We start from the raw sequence: 17,736 nt of genomic DNA on the forward strand, positions 1-17,736 counted from the left end.
TTCACGGGCAAGCAACCCGGCCGTGGCAATGCACAGCCGACAGCGGCAACCAAGGTGCCGCCTTACAGTCTCCAGACTTCAAACAAAGCTCGCCACGCCGCGGGCGAATCCGGCCCGCGGATCGGCACCGCTGCCTCAAAGATCGAGCACTCCACCAAGGTCACCGGCGGCAAGACAAACACCGGCGGCGGCAAGTCGATCGCTACGACGGCAGGCAGCCCTTCCGGCACGGAAGGCGCCGGCGCGTCGGGCAAATCCTCCAGATCCACGCAGCACGGCACCTCGTGATGTTCCCCACAATCCGGGCAGCACGAGGATTTCTTGGATTCGCACTCCGAGACACCCGGCATCAGCAGCCGGTGCTCCAGCAGGCAGAGGCGCACGGGCGTCGCCGCCAGCGGGAGCAATATCCCGAGGCAGGCCAGAAGCAGTGCTGCAATCGCCCGTCGCATCTGAAAGCAAAGTCTCACACCTGAGATGCGCGGGTCAAGGGTCCTATTCCCACTCGCGACTCCCCGGGCCTAAGAAGCCGCAAGGAATTCAAGATCACCAAGAGCGTCGCGCCCGTGTCCGCCAGGATCGCAAGCCACAAGCCGGCCATGCCGAAAAACGCGAGCACCAGAAAGACCGCCTTCACCACCAGGGCGAATACGACATTGAAGCGAATGATGCCCACGGCGCGACGGCCGGTCCGGACCGCCTCGGCGACCTTGGTCAGGTCGTCCTTCATCAAGGCAATATCCGCGGTCTCGATGGCGGTGTCGCTGCCGATGGCGCCCATGGCGAAGCCGACGCTGGCGACGGCAAGCGCGGGCGCGTCATTCACCCCATCGCCGATCATGCCGACATGCCCATGCTCCGCCACGAGCTTGCGGATGTGCTCCACCTTTTGATCCGGCATCAAGTCGCCGATCGCCTCGTCGATGCCGGCTTGCTGCGCGATGGAGGAAGCGGTCCGCTGGTTGTCGCCACTGAGCATGACGATCTTCGAGATGCCAGCAGCGTGAATCGCCTTCAGCGCCTCGGCGACTTCCGGGCGCAGGGTATCGGCAATGGCGATGACACCGAGGACCTCTCCGGCGCACCCCTCATGCGGCGCGTGCCCGAGCACGGCCAGCGATTGGCCCTTTGACTCGATGCCAGCGAGCAACTCCTCCACCGCCGGGGTGCAGACGCCCGCATCGTGAGCCATGCGGTGATTGCCTATGAAGTGCGGATGCCCATCGAGCGTGGCACGGGCTCCACGGCCGGTGACGGAGACGTAGTCGGGTGCAGGATTGAAATCGATGCCGCGGGCACGCGCTGCTTCCACGATGGCAGTGGCGAGCGGATGGCCGGAGTGGCTGTTGATCGCAGCCGAGCGGCGAAGGATCTCTTCTTCCGTTAGATCCGCGACGGGCGAGACGCCGACTACCTCCGGGTTTCCGCGGGTGATGGTTCCGGTCTTGTCCACGGCGAGGGCACGGAGCTTGCCCACTTCCTCGAGATAAACGCCGCCCTTTACCAGAACGCCTCTTCGCGCAAGCGCGGTGAGCCCCGACACGATGCTGACCGGTGTGGCGATCACGAGCGCGCAAGGACAAGCGATGACCAGCAGCACCAGCGAGCGATAGAACCACGCATTCCAAGGCTGCCCCAGCAGCAGCGGCGGCACCACCGCCACGAGCAAGGCCATGGCGAAGACGGCCGGCGTGTAGATCGCGGCAAAGCGGTCAACCCATCGCTGGGTCGCCGGCTTGTTCTCCTCGGCCTCGGCGACCAGCTTGATGATGCGCGCCAACGTGGAGTCACCGGCGGCCTTGGTGACCTCCACCTCCAAAGAGCCCTCGCCATTGACGGTGCCGGCAAAGACGGGATCCCCGGGCGACTTGTCCACCGGCACGGATTCGCCGGTGATCGGGGCCTGGTTGACCGGCGAGTTTCCGGAAAGGACCTTGCCATCGAGAGGAATGCGGCTGCCGCTGCGGACGCGGATCTTTGCACCGATCGCCACCTCCGCGACCTTCACCTCACGCTCCGACCCATCAGCCCCGATGACCACGGCGGCCGGTGGTGACAGGTCTAACAAGGCCGCCACGGCACGGCGCGCGCGGGTGCCCGCCCACGACTCCAGAAGCTCTGAAAGCGCGAACAGAAAAACGACGGCGGCGGCTTCGGCATGCTCGCCGATGATCCATGCCCCGGCGACCGCCACCGACATCAGGACATTCATGTCGAGGCGACGGGCTAACAGGGCCTTCCAGGCGGCGGGAAAGACGAGCAATCCACCGGAAATCGTGGCGAGTGCAAAGGCTGCCGTATTCAGCCACTCCGGCCCGGCATGGGACCACTGGAGCAAAAGGCCGGCACCGGTCAGCACGACGGAGGCCGCGACCAGAAAGGTCCGCGGAAAAGGAGAGTCATCGTGGCCATGCTCGCAGCTGGAGCCGTGGCTATCTCGGGAGGGAGTGCAGGTCATGACTGGAAGCGGACAGCAGACGAAACCGGCTCCCGGATTGGGATGTCCATCTCACGTAACAGCAGAATCTCAAACGGGAAGAGGCGCGGGTCAGGCGGACGATGCCAGACCCGCGCCGTGAAACTCCTCAATGGAGGTGAAGCTCGAAGCGCTCCGTCACCGCCTTGGCATCCGCGGTGGTCTTGATAACGAGGATCACCGGCACGTGCGCGCCCTCGGGCAGCGCCTTGTCGGAGATCAGCACGTTCGCGTCGGCGTCCTTGCCCTTGGCGAAGGCGAGTCTCACCGGAGCGGAGCGTTCGCCGGCGGAACCGGTGATCGTCTGTGCTTCCAGGGCGACGGCCGCCTTCTTGTCCTTGTCGAGGAAGACGACGCGGGCCTTGCGCTCCTTGTCGACGACCACTTCCAGAGTGAAGCCGGCCTTGGACTCCACGAGGTGGCCGCCATTCGGGCCCTTCTTCGCGTGCTCATGCTCGTCTTCATCCTCGTGGTCGTGATCATGCTCGGCATGCTCTTCTTTGGTCTCCTTGTCGTGGTCGTGGTCGTGCTTCTCCTCGGCAAATGCCAGCGGGGTTCCGAGCAAGGCGAGCAGGATCAGTTGTTTCGGTTTCATGGTCGTGTTGGTTTCTACGGTTGGTTCGTTATATGGACGGATGTAACGGATGATTCATTCAATGGGTCGCCGGAGCGTTTTGCTCCAAGGCCCTCAGGGCAGCCTTGCGCCCGAACAGGCGGAAGACCGCGGGCGTCACGGCAAAGTCGAGCAGCGTGGAGGTGACCAGCCCGCCGACGATGCAGATGGCCACCGGGCTGATGATCTCCTTGCCCGGCTCCCCTCTCGACATCACGAAGGGAATCAGCGCGATCCCCGCGGAAAGGGCGGTCATCGTGACGGGCACCAGCCGCTCCAGCGTGCCGCGCTCGATCATGGCATCCGTGAATCCCTCGCCCTCGTGCTTCATGAGGTGCAGGTAGTGCGAGATCATCATAATCCCGTTTCGCGCCGCCACGCCACCGACGGCGATGAAGCCCACGAGCGTCGCGATGCTGATGTTGTTCACCAGATCCTGAGTCAACCAGAGGCTACCGATGAGTGCCATCGGCAGATTCAGCAGCACCTGCAGCGCGAGCATCAGGCTGCGGAAGTACGACCAAAGCAGTAGCACAATGACCGCCAACACGCCGGCAAACAGAACCGCGATCCGCCGGGCGGCGGCCTGCTCCGCCTGGAACTCGCCCTCGTAGCTGATGAAAACGCCTTCAGGCATTTTCACCTCCGCTGCGACTTTCTCCTGAAGCTGCCGCACCAGTTCGCCGGCATCCCGTTGCGTCGGCGTGATCGAGATCACGTAGCGCCGCTGCGTGTTCTCGCGATGCACGGAACTCGGCCCGGATGCCTCGCGAACATCCGCCACCAGCTTGAGCGGGATGTTCCGGCCGGTCTTGGTATGGATCGGCAGTTCGCGGATCTTCTCCGGCTCGCTTCGCCACTCCTCTGGAAGGCGGATCGCGAGATCAACCGTGCGCTGGTTCTCCCGAAGCTGCGCGACCGCATTACCGCCGAGCAAGGTGGACAATTCCGAATTCAGCTCGCCGGGCGACACGCCGTGGGCCAGTGCGCGCTCGCGATCGAGCTCGATCCGGAGCTGGGGGATCGGCGCCTGCTGGTCGAGCTTCGCATCCTCCAGGCCGGGGATGGTCTTCGCGATGGCCTGCACCTTCGCGCCCACCGCAGTAATCGTGGCAAGATCAGACCCGAAGATCTTTACCGCCACCGGTGCCGTCACGCCGCTCAGCAAGTGGCTGATTCGGTGGGAAAGCGGACCGGAGAGCACGCTGAAGGTGCCAGGCACGGTGCGGATTCGCGCGCGGATGTCATCGAGGATTTCCTCGTTGCTGCGGCTACCTTCCCCCTTCTTGAAGTCAATGTCGAATTCCGCATTGGAGATCGGCACGACATGGTCACTGCGCTCCGCGCGACCGATGCGCCGGCCGATGTGGTGGACTTCCGGAACCTCGCGGATCTGCTTCTCTACCGCCTCGGCGAGATTCTCCATTTCCGCCAGCGAGGTTCCCGGGGCAGCGCCGGTGGTGACGACAACCGTCTCCTCGTGGAACGCGGGCAGGAAATCCTTGCTCATCTGCGGATAGAGCATCAGCGCCCACGCCAGCAGCACCGAGACGACAGCGATGACGATCATGGGTTGCTTCAGGCTGAAGCGGAGCAAGGTCACCTTGAGCAACCACTTCAGCCCCCTAACAAGTCGCCCATCCTCGTGCGCGTGTTCCCCGCCCTTCGTCTTCACCTTGAGCAATAGCGAACACAGTACCGGAATGGCTGTGAGCGAGACCACGAAGGACGCGATCATGCTGACGATGGTGGCAATCGCAATGGGCCCGAAGAGCCGGCCTTCGACCCCGCTCAGGCCGAGCAGAGGAACAAACACCAACACGATGAGAATGGTCGCGTAGAGGATCGAGTTCCGCACCTCGCCAGACGCCTTGGCGATCACCTCCAGCTTCGGCAGGGGACTGGCCAAGGAAGCGTTCTCCTTGAGCCGGCGGAAGACGTTCTCCACGTCCACGATCGCATCGTCCACCACCATCCCGATGGCCACCGCGAGCCCGCCGAGGGTCATGCTATTCACGCTGAGGCCGAGCCATTTGAAGGTCAGCAGCGTGATCGCAAAGCTAAGCGGCATCGCCATCAGCGTGATGAAGGTCGTCCGCAGGCTGAGCAGGAACAGCAGCAGCACGATGGTCACCATGATCGCGCCTTCCTTGATGGCATTCGTCAGATTGCCGATTGCGCCATCGATGAAGTCGCGCTGGCGGAAGAGCACCGTCGCCTCCACGCCTTTCGGTAAGGAGGGCTGGAGTTCTTGAATCGCCGCTTCGATCTTCTCGGTGAGCGCGATGGTGTCGAAGCCCGGTGACTTGGTGACGCTCATGATCACCCCGGGAGTGCCGTTCACACTGGCATCTCCACGCTTCGGCTCGGTGTCCCACGCGACCTTGGCCACGTCGGAAATGGCGATGGGCCGGCCGTGGGTAACCTTCACCACCGTTCGCGCGATGTCCTCCAACTCGACGGTCATCGCGAGATTGCGGACCATGATCTCCTGCGCCCCCTTGTCGATGAAGCCGCCGGTAGAGTTCGTGGCGGCTTCGCGCACGGCTTGCTCGAGTTCTTCGATCGAGACGCCATTCGCCTGCATGCGCCACGGGTCCGGCTGCACCTGGGCCTGCTTCACGCCGCCGCCCATGCTCAGCACCTCCGCCACGCCGGAGATGGACTGGAGCCGCATGCGGATCGTCCAGTCGGCGATCGTCCGGACGTCCATAGGCGCGGTCTTGCCATCGGTGCTACTCACGCCGATGAGCAGGATTTCCCCCATCAGCGAGGCGACCGGAGTAAGGTAGGGCTGGGTGTTCTCGGGCAACGCCTCACGGGCCACTTGCAGCCGCTCCTGCACGAATTGCCGCGCCCGGTAGATATCCGTTCCCCACTCGAACTCGGCGTAGACGAGCGACAGCGCGATGTCCGAAGTGGAGCGCATCCGCGTCAGTCCGGAGACGCCCATGAGCGAGTTTTCGATCGGCTGGGTGACGAGGGCTTCGACCTCTTCCGGCGCGAGGCCGGGAGCCTCTGTTAGAATCGTGACCGTCGGCTTGGTAAGATCCGGCAGGACTTCCACGGGCAGCTCGCGGCCGGTCTTGAAGCCGAGCGCGAGAATCAGGAAGGAGATACAAAGGACGATCGCGCGATTGCGCAGCGACCATCGGATGAGAGCGTTCAACATCGGCTCAAGCGGGGTCGGTGGTTTCCTTCGCAGCGCTCCGCCTAGTGACGGAGCTGACGATCAGCAGCACGAACAGCAGCGCGGTGGTGGCCATGAAAAACTTCTCGCGCCACGCGGGTGCGGAGGATTCCTCGCCATGGTCGTGCCCGGCTTCGCCCCCCGCAGCTTTCGCGGCGGCCGCCTGTTCCGGCGTCATCTCGGAGCCGTCCTCGTTGTGCTTGTGGCCGTGGGCGGCATCCATCGCCTCCTTCAGCGAAACGCCCCCTCCCCCGCCGGCAAAGCCAAGCGAGTAGGAACCGCGGGTGACCACCTCATCACCTGGGTAAAGACCATCCACGATCTCGACACGGTCATCGCTGGTGTCTCCGGTCTGCACGTTGACGCGGTCAAAGGCATTCGGGATCTTCGCGTGCTTCACATAGACGTGGCGGTTCGCGGGATTCCCTTGCAGCGCTTCCTTCGGCACGGACATCACGCCCTCGCGCATGGATTTCACGATGGAGAACTCCGCACGCATGCCGGGCCGGATCACGCCGTCCGGATTCGGCATCATGAAGTAGGCATCGATGGTCCCGCTTTCCGGATCCGCAGCGGTGCCAAAGCGCAGCAACTCGCCCTCGAATTCCTTTTCGCCTAGCGCGGCAACCTTGATCTTCGCCTTCGCGCCGGGCTTCAGGGTGCCGGCCTGATACTCGGGCACGCGGGCCACGGCATGGACCTCGGACAGGTCGGTGATCTCTAACAAGGCCTTGTCCGGCTCCACCGGATCGCCTAGCCGTGCATCCGAATGCATCACCAGACCCTTCTGAGAAGCCCGAAGCGACACCACCGGCGGCGGGTCGCCGGCCTGGCGGCTCTCGACCTGGGCAACCACCTGATCGGCAGTCACCGAGTCGCCGGGAGAGACGCGGAGTTCGACAAGCCGGCCGGAGATCCGGCTGCTCACCGCCCCGGTCCGTCCGGGGATGGCCTCGATGCGGCCTAGCGCGAAGGCGGTCTCCTGGAAGTCCGATTCCTCGACCGTGACGACCTCGATCCCGAGGTTCTTCACGCCCTGTTCGGGGAGGAGCACCGTGCCACCCTCGGTGGCGGAAAAGGCGGCATGTGGGAGCAACAGCGCCCCCAAGCAAGTGACAACGAAAAGTTTCATGTGCGATCTAACAAAAGGTTCAAGGTTTGCCCGATGCCGCTTCGTGGCGGACGCGGGCGAGGTTGAATTGAAGCAAGGCATCCAGCTTCGCGGCGGAGAGTTGGAGCCGCTTCTCGCGATTTCGGAAGACGGTCTGGATGTCTCCCTGGCCCTGACGGAAGGCATCCTCTGCCGCCTTCGCCTGTGCTTCCGCGAGCGGGATGAGGTCGCCGCCGAGTTCCTCTAACAGCTTCGCCCACTGCTCCATCTCCGCGCGCGCCGTGTCCGCTTCGAGATGGATGGAGCGGGCCAGTGCGTTCGCTTCCTTGTCGCGGCGTTCCTTGAGCGCCTGCGCCTCCTCGATCGCACCCTCGTTCTTGTTCCACAAGGGCAGCGGGAACTTGAAGCGAAGGCCGACGAGCGCCTCCTTGTCGTAGCCTTCCGGCGCTTCCTCGGTCCGCTCGGCACCGGCGAAAACGCCAGCCTCCACGTCGTCGTAGCGCTTGGCCTGTTCGAGCGCCACGCCCTTCGCAGCGGCATCGGCTTGTAGCACCGCGGCTTGGTAATCCGGACGGCGGGCCGGATTCGCTCCCGCCGCAGGAATCGCCGGTGCCGGCAGAGTGCCGCTCACCAGCAACGTCTCGCCCGGCATCATGCCTAGCAGGGGCTTCACGGTGCCGACCGCGGCCACTTCCGAGGCATCGAGCTGGCGCATTTCCAAGGACAGGCTGGCGGCCTCGAGCTTCGCCTGCCCGGCATCGAGCGGCGAGCCTTCGCCCTTTGCCGCGACGCCGGCAAGGAAATGGGCGAACTCCTTCGACAGCGCCGACTGCTGGTTCAGCAATTCGCGACGCTGGCGGATCGCCAGCACATTCACAACGCCCTCGCGGGCCTCGGCGATGATCTGACGCTCGACCTCGCGGACCTCGGCCTCCGAGGCCTTGTATTCGGCGAGCGTGACCTGCTTCTCCAGACGCAGCCGGTTGGTCAGCGGGAAACGCTGGGTGAAGCCAATCTCGAGCTTCCGCTCGCGGTAGCGAGGGTCGTGCGAGACGGAGGTTTCGATCTCCGGATTCGCAAGGCGGCCGGACTGGTTCATGCGGCCGAGCGCCTCGCGGATGCGCAGGCGGGCGGCGGCTAGGTCGGGATTCTGGGCGCGGACCCGGTCGCCAACGCTGGCGAGCGAGACCACCACCCCCGGTGCCGCCCGGACCGCGGAAACCGTGAATGCGAGTGCCACGAGGGCACAAAAAGGGAATGAATGCATGTGCGGGAAAAATTTAGGCCACCCGCCTGGGGCGGGGCATGGACCTGGTGAACTTCCTAACAGGAGGGCCGCCGGGCAAACGGTGCCGGGCGGAGGACATCGCACCACCCGGGCACGATGGAGCGTCTAACAGCGACGCTCAGATCAAAGGCGGCTTATCCAAGGCGAACACAGGCTCGTCCGGCGGCAAAGCCGTGAGCCAGGAAACGCAAAGCCACACTGCATCCGGCGACAGCAGCCGGTGCGACGGCACCTCCACTCCCGCCAGCGGTGCCGGATGGCAGCAGGCGTGGGTGTGGTGCTCATGCTGTCCTGGCGGGCAATCGGGCGAGTGGTGACTCTCGCCCCCCGAATCGTGGTCATGCTCGCAGCAATGCGAGGCGTGTTCCTTCGGGTGGGCGTGGTCCAGCGCGAGCACGCGCCCACACAGCCCGGCGATCACGCCGAACATCATGAGCCATGCAAACACGCTGCGCACAGTGACGAGAAAACCCCGATCTCGCGCCGCGGCAAGCGGATTCTCGCGCTCAGCCCGGCCGGACCTCGCACCAACCGTCACTCCAGGTGACCCGCAACGGCAGCCCGAACAGCTCGCTCAGCAGCTCATTCTTCAAGGCCTTGCGCTTCGGAGCATCGACCCGCACGCCCCCCTTCTCCAACAGAATTACCCTGCCGATCTCCGGTGGAATTTCCCCCGGGTGGTGGGTGACCAGCACCAGCGTATGGCCGTGATCGAGCAATTCCCGCATGACGGAGGTCAGGCCCATCGCGGCCGTAAAATCGAGCGCGGTGGAAGGTTCATCGAGCACCAGCACCTCAGGATCATGGACCAAAGCACGCGCGATAAGAAAGCGACGGCGTTCGCCGGATGACAGGGTGCCGAACGCCCGTGCCGCCAGATGAGCCACGCCGAGCCGGCTGATCGCCGCGTCCGCCGCGGCGCGGTCCTTCGCGGAAAACCTCATGTCGCGCGTCCGCCCGAAGGCTCCCCGCAGCGACGAAAGCACCACATCGCGGGCGACTTCCTCCCGCTCGAAGCGGGCGACATCCTCCGGCATGACCACGCCGATCCGGTGTCGCAGTTCCTCGAGTGACCACAGCTCCTCGTCGAAAAGTCGGCAGACCGTCTGGGGATTCGCCTCCGGCCTGACCTCGCCGGTCAGCAGCTTCAGCAGCGTGCTCTTGCCGGCACCGTTCGGGCCGAGGATGGCGACGCTCTCGCCGTGGCGGAGGGTCAGGGAAAAATCGCGGAGAGCGCGGGTTTCCCCACGCCATACCGTGGCGTCGCGGATTTCCAGGAAAGGCTCGTGATCCACGCGGCTGATGCCGCCGCGGCGCCGGCGCGGTGGCCAGCTTTTTCGCCGCGGATTACTTTACTTCGCCTCCGGAGCTGGCTCGGTCGGCTTCTTGTCACCGAACAGCTTGCCGACGATGCCGAGCTTGTCCTTCATGTCCTTGTTCCGCTCGGTGGTGGTTCGTTCGCCACCCGACATGTCCTTCATCGCGCCATCGAGCTCCTCGCCGTTTCCTTCGGCCACTGTCGAGGGATCGACGCCCATCGCGAGGGTCGCGTCTTTGACGTGGTCACCATGAACGGCGATCTTCTCAAGCTGCTTGTCGAAGTTTTCCTTCGTGTTCGCGAGCGACTTCACGTCGCGCATCGACTCTTTGAAAAGGGGAACGATCTTGGCGACCTTCGCTTGGGCCGAGGGAGAAACCGCGAACCAACCGCCGGCTGCACCCAGCATCGCGAGCAGCGAAAGGGTCACGGCCAGGCTCTTGCGCTTGTTGGAAGTTTCCTTCTTCGAGTCACGCTCCTCGATCATCGCGCGGAGCTCCGGGCAGCTTTCATCTTTGAAGGGCTGGGCTACCGGCTCGGTCCCGGTCGTCGCTACCGCAGCGGCGGGGGCCACCGGCTCCGCCTTCGCTACTGGTTCGACCGCAGGGATGGCGGCACGCAGTTTTTCGGGAGCGGCCATGAAGGTCGCGGGCTTCGGAACGCCTGCGGCCGGGGGAGCGGAACGGAGGGCTGCCATCGCAAGTTCCTGGATCTTGTTTTGAGCGCTCATAGGGAAGGGAAGGGTGTGAGGAGGTTGTTTGCTTTCGAACGAGGCCACTATTCGGTATTCTTAAGTAGTTTCCCATTACGTAATCGCGTGGGACCCCGGGATTCGAAAAAACCACGCTATTCCAACGTTTTCCGCTTCGCATTTTCGCAAAATACGAACCCAAGTTGTCAAACCCTCACGACCACCATTCCGGCCTCATCGACTCCCGCCTCAAATGTCTCCACCGCGGTTTCGTAGGTCGCCACACGGACCTTCTCCGGACAGAACACCGAGCGCCCGGTCAAAATGTCGAATTCCCAGCCGTGCCACGGGCAACGCAGGATCTCCCCTTCCCTCACCCAATGGTATTCGCCTACGCCGGCTGGCTCATTCATGCCGGTCACGATGCCGCGGCACAGCTCCGCTCCGGCGTGTGGGCACGAATTACGAAGGGCGTAGTAGTTCCCGTACACATTGAAGACACCGATCGAGCGGCCGTCACCGGCATCGACGATCTTCCGCGAGCCCGGCGGCAGCTCCGCCGCGGGACACACGGGGATGGTCCGCTTCGCTGTCATAGCCGGTAGAGTTCCGCCGCGTTCTTCCAGAAAATCCGCTCCTTCATTTCCACCGGCAAGCGGGGAAACGCACGCAGCGGCGAGTCATTGTCCCAGTGCGGGTAGTCGCTGGAGAACATCAGCGTCCGCTCCGCCTGCATCATGTGCAGCAGTTCCAGCAGTTGATCCTGCGACGGCGGTTCCTCCACCGGTTGGCTGGTGAAGCGGACGCGCTCTAGCACATACTCGCTCGGGGGGCGATCCAGCCACGGCACGGTCGAACGCAGACCCTTCCAGTTCTTGTCCAGCCGCCACAGCAAGTGGGGCACCCAGCCGAAGCCGCCCTCCACCATCACGAAGCGCAGTTCGGGAAATTGGCTCATCGCACCCCGACACAACAGGCTCGTGAGCTGGGCCATGAAATTCTGCGAGAGGTTCGTGTGCCATTCCAGATAGCTTGCGGGAAAGCCGGCGGTGAATTGTCCCGCGACTCCCTTCCCCTCGGCACCGGGATGGAGCGCGACCGGCAGCCCCGCCCCGCAGGCCGCTTCATAGATCGGCCAGTAAATCCGGTCCCCCAGCGGGATCCGCGACGCACTGGTCATCACGACCTGGACAATCCGGTCCGCTCCGGCGACCCGCCGGATTTCCGCCGCAGCAGCCGCGGGATCGAGCGGATTCACGATCATGCTGCCCAGAAAGCGAGGATCGGCCGGCAGCCACTTTTCCCGCAGCCAGTCATTGTGCGCGCGGGCGATCTCATTGCCGAAGTGCGTGTCGGGATGGACGCCGACCGTCAGCAGCTTCGCCTCGATCAGCACCGCGAAATCCACCCCGTAGGCATCCAGCAGCTGCTCCCGCATTTTCTCCGGCAGGGAGCCCGCCGGTTCGCCGTGCGGACCCCGGGCATCGACCCGCCGGACGCCGGTCGGATGCGGCAAGCCCGGCCCGCCCGGGAGCACCAGCCCCTGGGTGCGGAAGTAAGCCGGCAGCCGCGAAACGATCTCGTCCGCATGGAGCGGCACGCAGTGCACGTCACAATCGATCAACGAAAACCCCGTCTTCACCTCGTTCTCACCCGCCATCGACACATCCATCGCACGGATCGGCCCCGAAGAAAAGACACTGTGGCTTAGCCGTCACTTCATTCTCCATGTGGCAGGTTGCGGACAACCGGCTTCCCGGACATGAAACGACCCATCGTAGTATTCCCCATCGCTAAATCCGCCATCCGTGGTTTGATGCCTACCGTGCCTGTTTTCTCCCGTGTGCTGGCTGCTCTTGCCATCGCCACCGGCTTGGCCATGGCGGAGGACGCCTATGTCGAAGGCGAGGTGCTGGTCACCTTCAAGCCCACCGTCGACGCCCGCGGGGCCGAGGGTGCGCTGGCTCGTCGTTCGCTGGCGGTGGCGCAGCGATTCGAGCGGTTGTCGCGCCATCGCGGCCGCGTTTCCACCCTCGTCCGGGAAAAGAGCCGCGGCACCGCCAGGCTCATCGCCGAACTTAAGGCCGATCCCACCGTGGAGACGGTGGAGCCGAATTACCTGCGTCACGTTTCCGCAGCGGCCAGCGGCGAGCCCGACTTCGGCAAACTCTGGGGGCTGCGCAATACCGGCCAAACCGTCAATGGCGTGACCGGCATCGCCGGGGCCGACACCCGCTTCGTGGATGCTTGGAAGCTCGCCCGGACCGATGGGCCGGAGGTCGTCGTTGCGATCGCCGACACCGGTCTGGACACCACCCATCCCGACCTGGCTGGCAATCTGTGGACCAACCCCGGCGAGATTGCCGGCAACGGCCTCGACGACGATTCCAACGGCCGGATTGACGACATCCATGGCTTCGACTTCACCGGCAATACCGGCATCATGTCCGACTCGGGCGATCACGGTACGCATGTCGCCGGCACCATCGGGGCCAGCGGACGCAACGGCCTTGGCATCACCGGCCTGCAGTTCAAAGCGAAACTCCTTCCGCTGAAGGTTTCCAGCGATGGGGACGCGATCTCCACCTCGGCCATCCTTGCCGCCTTCGACTACGCGGTCGACCTGAAGGAGCGCGGCGTGAACCTCGTCGCCATCAATGCCTCCTTCGGTGGCAGTTCATCTTCCACCACTGAGCGGGTCGCAATCGAAGCCCTGCGCGATGCGGGCATCGTGCTATGCGCTGCCGCCGGAAATGAATCGGCCAACAACGACAGCACCGCCAGCTACCCGGCGAACTACGCCGTCTCCAACATCATCTCCGTCGCCGCACTCACGCCGGCGAACCAGCTCGCCAACTACTCGAACTATGGCGCGACCACCGTGGACCTCGCCGCACCCGGCAGCGAGATCTACTCGACCATGCCGCTTGAGTTCGCCTCGCAGGCCAGCTTGAAGATCGGCTCCGCCGTGTATGCTGCGGCGGCCATCGCGTATTCGGGCACCACCGGTGCCTCGGGCATCACCGGATCTCTCCATGCCTGCGGCATCGGCCAGACCGGCCAATTCCCTGCCGGGGTCGCGGGAAACATCGCCCTCATCCAGCGCGGCACGCTCACCTTCGCGGAAAAGGTCACCAATGCCATCGCCGCCGGCGCGGTCGCAGTCGTGATCTACGATAACTCCAGTAGTTCAATTACCACCAACCCGTGGACACTCGGCGGCTCGGGCAACTGGATTCCGGCGATCCGCATTTCCCAAGCGAATGGCCAAAGCATCGTCGCCTCCAGCCTGCCGGTGACCGCCACCTTCACGCGCATCATCAATCCGGCGGCCGCTTATCAATTTCTCGACGGCACCTCGATGGCCGCGCCCCATGTGACCGGAGCCGTGGCCTTCGCCGCCATGAATTTCCCCGCGGAGACTGTGGCTCAGCGGATCTCGCGCATCCTCACCCGCACCACCGCCGTCCCCGCGCTGACGGGGAAGGTTGCCACCGGCGGCAGGCTCGATCTTCTCAAGATGATCGACACCGACAATGACTCCCTGCCCGATTGGTGGGAGTCCGAGGAAATCGGCAACCTCGCTTCCGCCGCCGCCAGCGATCCCGATGGCGATGCGGTCACCAATGCGGACGAGTTTCTCTCCGGCTCCGCTCCGCTCGATGGGTCCAGCAAGTTGGCCTTTGCCAGCTTCGGCGCAAATACCACCGGCGTCTCCGGCTCCTTTCCCACGATCGCGGGGCGCCTCTATCAGATCGAGTGGTCGGACAACCTCTCCTCCGGATCCTGGAGCCAGCTTGGCAACGCGATCACAGGCGACGGGAATCCGCATGTCTTCACCGACGCCGCTGCGACGCCAGCTTCCCCCCGACGCTTCTACCGGCTGAGCGTGATCTCTGCCGCCCCCTGAGTGCATCACTCGCGCCTCGTCTTCAACTCCGCCATCCGCAACAGCACAACCACGAGCCAGACAAGACAGGTGAACGCCAGTCCCAACAGGACCAGCGGAGTCCAGCGGTAGAACAGGATCTCCCACTCCGGCAGCGGCGGCAAGGATGTCCGAGGCGACGGAGGAATCCGCAACGGCGGCTTGATACACGTCGCCGCAAGGCTGAATACCGGCAGCCCGGCCAGGCAGAACATCAGCTCCGTCAGCAAGCGGCGAAAGCGATCGAGTTGTTCCGGCTTCACCGGCAGGCCTTCGGCCGGCGCCCGGAAATTCCATTCATCATCCTCCGCCATGTCGGTAGTTCATCAAAAATCATCTGCCGTCGCAATGGTTACCTGATGCTTCCTCCTTTCCAATCGCGCGCGGTCCTCATAGATATCCGCACGCTTGAGCCACGACTCTCCTACATCTGCCGCTTCGCTGTCCTTCTGGTTGGAACGCCAGCGCTACGACCGCGTGATCGAGGAGGGCCACCGGCTGCTCGCTCAATCCCCGGAGGATCCCGACCTCCACCGCCTGCTCGCCATTGCGCACTGGATGCTCGATGACCGCCGGTCCGCCGAGCACCACCTGCGCGAGACCCTGCGCCTGCGCCCGGACGACGAGTCCAGCCTTTCGCTGCTGGCCCTCATCGGTTCCTCGTCGCTGGGCTCGCGCAAGTCCGACCGCCACGCCATGGAGGCGCTCGCGCTCGACCCGGAATCCATCACCGCCTGGCACGCGCTCGCCTCCTCCTCGATCGGCGATGACCCCGCATTCTCCATGCGCTGCTCCCACCGCATGCTGGAGCTCGACCCGCGCAATATCGAGGCTCGCATCCTCCTGTTCATCGCCATCGCCGTGACCATGGAGGAAAAGATGCCCGGCTGGCACCTGCAGGCCGAGCGCTGGCTGCGGGAGGCACTCGCGATCGAGCCCGAGAACGCCGATGTGCACGCGCTGTTAGGCGATCACCTTCTTTCCGTCCCTCAGCGCCGGAAGGAAGGCGAAGCCCATCTCCAGCAGGCGATCGCTATCGACCCCATGTCCTCGCTGGCACCGGCATGGCGGGAGTCCTTGGCCTCGAAGCGCGATTTCTTCCTCAAGCTGATGGTGCTGCCGCGGAAAATCGGCACCGGCATCATCAAGGCAATGGGCCGGTCGCTCAGCCGCTTCCCCCTCCTCCTCCTCCTGGGGCAATTTTATCTCGTTGTCTTTGTGCTTTGCCTGATGGGCTTGATTTTCTGGGGCATCTTCCTCTGGCCGGTCATCTGGCTTTATCGGAAGTACGTCGTCCAGGGCGATCACCTGCGGGCAGGCCTCGCTTCATCCGGGAAGCGCTGGCTTGGCTGGCTGGTCCCCGCCCCAGCGTGGCTGCGGCGTATCGTCATGCTCTTCGCCCTCGTCGGCTGGTGGCGTCTCGTTCCGGAGATCTTCGCGGGAATCGGCCGCCTCCACCCCGGATTGCACTGCGGAAATGTCGTCGCCATCGGTGGAACCATACTCCTTCTAGCCTGCGTCGGGCTTTTCTTCTGGCTTGAATTCCGCGCGAGCCGCCGCCGCAAGGAAATGGCCGGCTTTCCTCCTCTCTGATAGCCTTCCAACGTGGACCTACCCGACGCCATCGAGCACTTCCTCTCCAAGCCCGGGGCGGAGGAGACCACGCCCTTTGGCCCGGATGTCCTCGTTTACAAGGTCGCGGGAAAGATGTTCGCCCTGGCCGTGCCAGAGGACTTTCCCTCCCGCATCAACCTCAAGTGCGATCCCGAACGCGCCTTCCTGCTGCGCGACGAATACGCCGCCATCCTGCCCGGCTACCACATGAACAAGCGCCACTGGAACACGGTGGTGCTCGATGGCTCGCTCCCGTCCTCGCTCGTCCGCGAATTGATCGACCACTCCTACGACCTCGTCGTCGCCGGCCTGCCGAAAGCACAACGCGCCAAGCTCAATGGTTAGCGTCGTCGCTCCTTATTAAGGTAAGGGGCATCGACATTCCTGGCGATGTGCGCCCGTCGGGTCCCCTCCCCCTTTCGTTCATTTCGCTCGTTTCGTTGTCCCCCTCTCTTCCTTGGCACTTGGCACGCCCCGCTTGGAACTTCACCCTTCCCGCATGTCCGTCGCCGAGCCCCAGAAAGAACTGCGCTTCACCCGCGCCGGGCAGGGCGTGGTGTTCTGGATTGCGGCCGCGGTCTGCGTGATGGCCAGCCTCGTTTTCTTCCTGCTCACTCCCTACCGGCCCACCACTCCCGAACTCCCCCACCCCGCCTGGGGCTTCGTCCCGCTCGGCCTCGCCGTCGTCCTCGCCCGGCTCGCGTGGCGCTGCACCAAGCACGCCTACCTGCTGCTCAGCCCGATCGGCGTCGAAATCTTCCCCCTTTTCCGCCCCGCCGTGAACATGCAGGTCATCCCGTGGGTACAGATCGCCGCCGCGGATATCGACGACTCCCGCTTGACGCTCCACTTCTCCGCAGAAAAAACCTCCGGCATCCACCTCTCGCTGTCACCCATCGCCAAGGACCGCCGCGCACTGCTCGCCAAGGCGATCCAAGGCCGGCTCCCCGCCGATCCATCCGCTTCCGTCTCTTATCCACCATCTTCCTAAATGCGCCCGCCATCCCGCCAGATCCTCGTCGTCGAAGAAGCATTCGGAGCCAATGGCTGGCACTGCGAATTGGTCGAGGGCCGCGACGTGCTGCGCTCGGTGTTCACCGGCCACCACACGCGAATCGAGATGACCGTCCAGGCCTACCCGCCGATGAATGCGCTCGCGGTGATCGGGGAAATGCCGCTGCCGCTCGATGACGAGCACCGGCCGTATGTGCTGGAGCTGCTGGCCCGCGCGAACAAGACGCTCAACCTCGGCGGCTTCGAGTACGACCTCGATCGCGACCGGCTGGTCTTCCGCATCACCAACCTCTTCGACAAAGAGCGCTATGACGCCGACATCATTTCCTCGATGGTCCACTGTGCCGTTGCGGAAATGGACCGCATCGCCCCGTATGCCATGACCGTGGTCCGCACGCCGGAAGACCTCTTGGAGGATCTCGATCTGAAGCGTCTACTCCAGCGCGAGGACTTCATCCCGCCGGTTCCCGGTGACGAGGAAGACTACATTTGA

At 64.2% G+C, this 17,736-nt stretch carries 17 protein-coding genes; 5 read left to right on the top strand and 12 right to left on the bottom strand.

Features of this window, described 5'->3' with window-relative positions; all coding sequences use genetic code 11:
- Positions 1-62 precede the first annotated feature (62 nt).
- The 11 genes from OKA05_RS12015 to OKA05_RS12065 all read right to left on the bottom strand — a co-directional run bounded on the left by OKA05_RS12015 (position 63) and on the right by OKA05_RS12065 (position 12,359).
- Positions 63-452 carry a hypothetical protein gene (locus tag OKA05_RS12015; protein WP_264487385.1) on the bottom strand — a complete coding sequence of 130 codons (390 nt, stop codon included), beginning with the start codon at positions 450-452 and terminating at the stop codon, positions 63-65.
- Positions 453-466: 14 nt separating this feature from the next.
- On the bottom strand, positions 467-2,458 hold the full coding sequence (locus tag OKA05_RS12020; protein WP_264487386.1) for a heavy metal translocating P-type ATPase: 1,992 nt from the start codon (positions 2,456-2,458) through the stop codon (positions 467-469).
- 127 nt (positions 2,459-2,585) lie between these two features.
- A complete protein-coding gene (locus OKA05_RS12025; protein ID WP_264487387.1) occupies positions 2,586-3,071 on the bottom strand; it encodes a hypothetical protein in 486 nt (161 codons plus the stop codon).
- A gap of 58 nt (positions 3,072-3,129) precedes the next feature.
- Complete coding sequence (locus OKA05_RS12030) at positions 3,130-6,261, bottom strand: efflux RND transporter permease subunit (RefSeq protein WP_264487388.1); 3,132 nt, start codon at positions 6,259-6,261, stop codon at positions 3,130-3,132.
- Positions 6,262-6,265: 4 nt separating this feature from the next.
- A complete protein-coding gene (locus tag OKA05_RS12035; protein ID WP_264487389.1) occupies positions 6,266-7,411 on the bottom strand; it encodes an efflux RND transporter periplasmic adaptor subunit in 1,146 nt (381 codons plus the stop codon).
- Positions 7,412-7,430: 19 nt separating this feature from the next.
- Positions 7,431-8,630 carry a TolC family protein gene (locus tag OKA05_RS12040; RefSeq protein ID WP_264487390.1) on the bottom strand — a complete coding sequence of 400 codons (1,200 nt, stop codon included), beginning with the start codon at positions 8,628-8,630 and terminating at the stop codon, positions 7,431-7,433.
- A gap of 166 nt (positions 8,631-8,796) precedes the next feature.
- Positions 8,797-9,126: a hypothetical protein gene (locus tag OKA05_RS12045; protein ID WP_264487391.1), complete on the bottom strand. Its 330-nt coding sequence runs from the start codon at positions 9,124-9,126 to the stop codon at positions 8,797-8,799.
- Positions 9,127-9,184: 58 nt separating this feature from the next.
- Positions 9,185-9,973 carry an ABC transporter ATP-binding protein gene (locus OKA05_RS12050; protein ID WP_264487392.1) on the bottom strand — a complete coding sequence of 263 codons (789 nt, stop codon included), beginning with the start codon at positions 9,971-9,973 and terminating at the stop codon, positions 9,185-9,187.
- A 57-nt stretch (positions 9,974-10,030) separates the two neighbouring features.
- On the bottom strand, positions 10,031-10,726 hold the full coding sequence (locus tag OKA05_RS12055; RefSeq protein ID WP_264487393.1) for a hypothetical protein: 696 nt from the start codon (positions 10,724-10,726) through the stop codon (positions 10,031-10,033).
- A gap of 167 nt (positions 10,727-10,893) precedes the next feature.
- Entirely contained in the window at positions 10,894-11,283 is a 390-nt protein-coding gene (locus tag OKA05_RS12060; RefSeq protein ID WP_264487394.1) for a Rieske (2Fe-2S) protein, read from the bottom strand.
- Positions 11,280-12,359 (bottom strand): amidohydrolase family protein, encoded by a 1,080-nt coding sequence (locus tag OKA05_RS12065; protein WP_264487395.1) that lies wholly within the window; start codon positions 12,357-12,359, stop codon positions 11,280-11,282. The genes OKA05_RS12060 and OKA05_RS12065 overlap by 4 nt, the downstream gene beginning before the upstream one ends.
- Before the next feature lie 90 nt (positions 12,360-12,449).
- On the opposite strand from OKA05_RS12065, the gene OKA05_RS12070 reads away from it, so the two are divergent.
- Positions 12,450-14,597 (top strand): S8 family serine peptidase, encoded by a 2,148-nt coding sequence (locus OKA05_RS12070; protein WP_264487396.1) that lies wholly within the window; start codon positions 12,450-12,452, stop codon positions 14,595-14,597.
- 5 nt (positions 14,598-14,602) lie between these two features.
- Here the strand turns inward: OKA05_RS12070 and OKA05_RS12075 are convergent, their stop codons facing one another.
- Entirely contained in the window at positions 14,603-14,929 is a 327-nt protein-coding gene (locus tag OKA05_RS12075) for a hypothetical protein (protein WP_264487397.1), read from the bottom strand.
- 94 nt (positions 14,930-15,023) lie between these two features.
- On the opposite strand from OKA05_RS12075, the gene OKA05_RS12080 reads away from it, so the two are divergent.
- From OKA05_RS12080 to OKA05_RS12095, 4 genes are all read left to right on the top strand, one after another.
- Positions 15,024-16,208, top strand: a complete 1,185-nt coding sequence (locus OKA05_RS12080) for a tetratricopeptide repeat protein (protein WP_264487398.1) — start codon at positions 15,024-15,026, stop codon at positions 16,206-16,208.
- Between the two features lie 12 nt (positions 16,209-16,220).
- Positions 16,221-16,574: an MmcQ/YjbR family DNA-binding protein gene (locus tag OKA05_RS12085; protein WP_264487399.1), complete on the top strand. Its 354-nt coding sequence runs from the start codon at positions 16,221-16,223 to the stop codon at positions 16,572-16,574.
- A 154-nt stretch (positions 16,575-16,728) separates the two neighbouring features.
- On the top strand, positions 16,729-17,220 hold the full coding sequence (locus tag OKA05_RS12090) for a hypothetical protein (RefSeq protein WP_264487400.1): 492 nt from the start codon (positions 16,729-16,731) through the stop codon (positions 17,218-17,220).
- A complete protein-coding gene (locus OKA05_RS12095) occupies positions 17,221-17,736 on the top strand; it encodes a YbjN domain-containing protein (protein ID WP_264487401.1) in 516 nt (171 codons plus the stop codon). It begins immediately after the preceding gene.

The sequence above is a fragment of the Luteolibacter arcticus genome, from assembly GCF_025950235.1.
Taxonomy (GTDB): Bacteria; Verrucomicrobiota; Verrucomicrobiia; order Verrucomicrobiales; family Akkermansiaceae; genus Haloferula; species Haloferula arctica.

Bases quoted from the DNA above. Each gene is read 5' to 3' on its own strand.
- OKA05_RS12015 (WP_264487385.1), bottom strand. From the start codon at position 452: ATGCGACGGGCGATTGCAGCACTGCTTCTGGCCTGCCTCGGGATATTG.
- OKA05_RS12020 (WP_264487386.1), bottom strand. From the start codon at position 2,458: ATGACCTGCACTCCCTCCCGAGATAGCCACGGCTCCAGCTGCGAGCAT.
- OKA05_RS12025 (WP_264487387.1), bottom strand. From the start codon at position 3,071: ATGAAACCGAAACAACTGATCCTGCTCGCCTTGCTCGGAACCCCGCTG.
- OKA05_RS12030 (WP_264487388.1), bottom strand. From the start codon at position 6,261: ATGTTGAACGCTCTCATCCGATGGTCGCTGCGCAATCGCGCGATCGTC.
- OKA05_RS12035 (WP_264487389.1), bottom strand. From the start codon at position 7,411: ATGAAACTTTTCGTTGTCACTTGCTTGGGGGCGCTGTTGCTCCCACAT.
- OKA05_RS12055 (WP_264487393.1), bottom strand. From the start codon at position 10,726: ATGAGCGCTCAAAACAAGATCCAGGAACTTGCGATGGCAGCCCTCCGT.
- OKA05_RS12060 (WP_264487394.1), bottom strand. From the start codon at position 11,283: ATGACAGCGAAGCGGACCATCCCCGTGTGTCCCGCGGCGGAGCTGCCG.
- OKA05_RS12065 (WP_264487395.1), bottom strand. From the start codon at position 12,359: ATGGATGTGTCGATGGCGGGTGAGAACGAGGTGAAGACGGGGTTTTCG.
- OKA05_RS12070 (WP_264487396.1), top strand. From the start codon at position 12,450: ATGAAACGACCCATCGTAGTATTCCCCATCGCTAAATCCGCCATCCGT.
- OKA05_RS12075 (WP_264487397.1), bottom strand. From the start codon at position 14,929: ATGGCGGAGGATGATGAATGGAATTTCCGGGCGCCGGCCGAAGGCCTG.
- OKA05_RS12090 (WP_264487400.1), top strand. From the start codon at position 16,729: ATGTCCGTCGCCGAGCCCCAGAAAGAACTGCGCTTCACCCGCGCCGGG.
- OKA05_RS12095 (WP_264487401.1), top strand. From the start codon at position 17,221: ATGCGCCCGCCATCCCGCCAGATCCTCGTCGTCGAAGAAGCATTCGGA.